The sequence below is a fragment of the Bartonella queenslandensis AUST/NH15 genome (genome assembly GCF_000312585.1).
Classification (GTDB): domain Bacteria; phylum Pseudomonadota; class Alphaproteobacteria; order Rhizobiales; family Rhizobiaceae; genus Bartonella; species Bartonella queenslandensis_A.
Map to the genome: position 1 here is coordinate 114,044 of NZ_HE998003.1, position 2,660 is coordinate 116,703.

Sequence of the window (2,660 nt, forward strand, 5' to 3'; positions counted from 1 at the left end):
GCTTGTATACGACAATTCAAAGAGGTGGCACTGAGCTTATTAAAACACAGGGTCTTTCACAAGATAGTGAAATTAAGAGAGGGGGAAAACAAAAGGTTGAAGATGGGGGAAAAGTTGAAGGGGCTAAAATTTACGGTGGTGAGCAGTTTGTTTCAGGAAAATCTGATATCCAAGGTGCGGTAGTAAGGAGTCTCGCCTATGATACTGTTATTTCTGGTGAAAATGGAGAGCGAGGATATCAGAATGTGTACGATGATGGAGAGGTTTTTGGCACAAAGATCATGGCAGGAGGAGTACAAAATCTTTATGTGGAAGAGGATCTAAACAATTATAGCAGTTTTGCATTTGATACGGAGGTCTTTTCTGGTGGAGAGCAACACGTTTTAGCAGGGGGAATGGCTTTTGGAGTTCTTTTACAAGAGAATGCTTTCCAAGCAATAGATTTAGGGGGCTATGTAAAAGATTTAACGATTAAGGATCAAGCACAATCATGGTTACATTCTGGTGCAACGTTAGAAGGAAACACCATGATTTATGATTCTGGACGAATTTATCTTTATGCTGGTGCTGATCGATCTCGTACTGAAGTAGAAAAGATTGTTTTAAATGGCAAAGATACAAAATTGTACGCTATTGCTTCTAAGATGGATGGCGAAAGTTCTTTGATTGAGAATCTGAGTGGTGATGGCAGTGTTATTTTTGCTTCTACCATATTTAATCCGCATTACTCTAAACTTGAAGTTAGTAAGCTTTCAGGGAGTTTACATTTTAGACTGAACACCAATTTTGGGGAGCAACGTGGTGATTATCTTCTTATCGAAAAGGGAGAAGGACATCACACAATAAGCGTGATTGATTCTGGTATTGAAATTGCCAATTCTTCTCTAGAAACGCAAAATTTAATCCTTGAGCTTGATTTAATTAATGAAAAAAGCGGCAAGGCTCATTTTGCTCTGACGGATTTTTCTGGTGAAGAGACCAGTACGATTGATGGTGGAGTCTACATATATGCGCTAAAGAAAAAAGATCATAACGGGGGAAAGATTTGGTATTTGGCACCGTTGGAAACAACTTCTGCTCCTGTAATTTCCGCACCTCATACTGAGTCGCCTGTAGATAAGCTTCCTGAAAAAGAAGAAAATATGACATCTTCAAAAGATTTTAGTATCTCGGATGTCATTAATTTCAGTATTCGTGAGGGAGGAGGCATTTTACAAAACTTTTTGCTTAGTGATGATAGGGTAGTTTATATCTCTAGTGATGGAGAGAAAGGCTCTCTTAAAAAGTCTATTAATACTACAGTTGAGGGATCTGGAACACTTTATGTTGAGGGTGGTGGTTTCAGTAAAAATACAACAATTGAAAGGGATGGTGCCGAGATTATCGGGGAACAGGGGATCTCAGAATCTACGATTATTTACGAGGGTGGAAAACAAAAAGTGGAGGGGGGAGGTTCTGCATTGAGAGCTGAAATTTACGGTGGGGAGCAGCTTGTTTTCGGAGATGGGTACGTGGACGGTGGGATTGTTGGCAGCAGTGTTTATGATACAATAATTTATGGTCAAGGGGGTACACAGGGGCAGCAGAATGTGTATGATGATGGAATGGCAGTGGAAACAAAAGTGATGCGTGGAGGAATACAAACTCTTGCTAAATGGTTTCCTGAGGATAATAATTTTGCAGAAAAAACCGGTGGTCTAGCTGTAAATACTGAAGTCTTTTCAGGGGGTATGCAGCGTGTTTTAGCAGGAGGTGAAGCGAATACAGTAATTTTACATACTGGTGGTGTTCAAGAAGTCTATGCGGGTGGAATTGTGAATAATATAACGATTGAAGCTGATGCGAATTCATGGGTTTCTGCTGGTGCAATATTAGGAGGAGACATAAAAGTTCAGGATTTTGGACAACTCTATCTTGATGCTGGAAATGATGATCAACAAACTATAGTAGAAAACATTGAATTAAATGGAGAAGACGCTCAATTATACTCCGTTTCTAGTAAGTTTGACGACAAAAGTACACACATTCAGCAGTTAAGTGGTGTAGGAAAAGTCATTTTTACGTCTTCGGAAGATGATTTGTACTACTCTCAGCTTTATATTAATGATCTAGCAGGGAGCCTACATTTTGACCTTAATGTCAGCCTTGCAGAAGGAAAAGGTGATTACCTGTTTATTGAGAAAGGGAGTGGTTCTCACACAATAAGTGTGGCTGATTCTGGTATTGAAATTGTTGATCCTTCTTCAGCAGAACTTGATTTAATTTTGGATCAAAGTGGTGGCGCATTTTTTACTCTACAGAGTTTTTCTGGTGCAAAAATTCCAATTGTTGATGGGGGAACTTACACGTATGGTTTAAAACAAAGAACCGATGAGGACGGAGGAGGGAAAGTTTGGTATTTATCCGCGGTCTTTATTGATAATTTTTCATTTCTTAATGGTTTACCACGGAATAGAAGCAGAATTCCGCGGCATTTAAGTCAAAAACAACAGGTTTCTTCTCTTTCAACCCTTACAAATACAAAAGAGCATGCGGTGAAGTTGCCACGTCAAAGAGAAAATCGCCAAAAAAATCGCCAAAACTTGAGTCAAAAATCTCCAGATTCTATTTCTTCAATTGTTTTACCTCTGGAAAATCAAATAATTGAAGGAGCCCCTCCA

General features: G+C 39.2%; 1 protein-coding gene. It reads left to right on the forward strand.

Annotated elements, in window-relative coordinates:
* On the forward strand, positions 1-2,660 hold a 2,660-nt coding region (locus BN338_RS05680; RefSeq protein ID WP_280109520.1), incomplete at both ends, for a pertactin-like passenger domain-containing protein.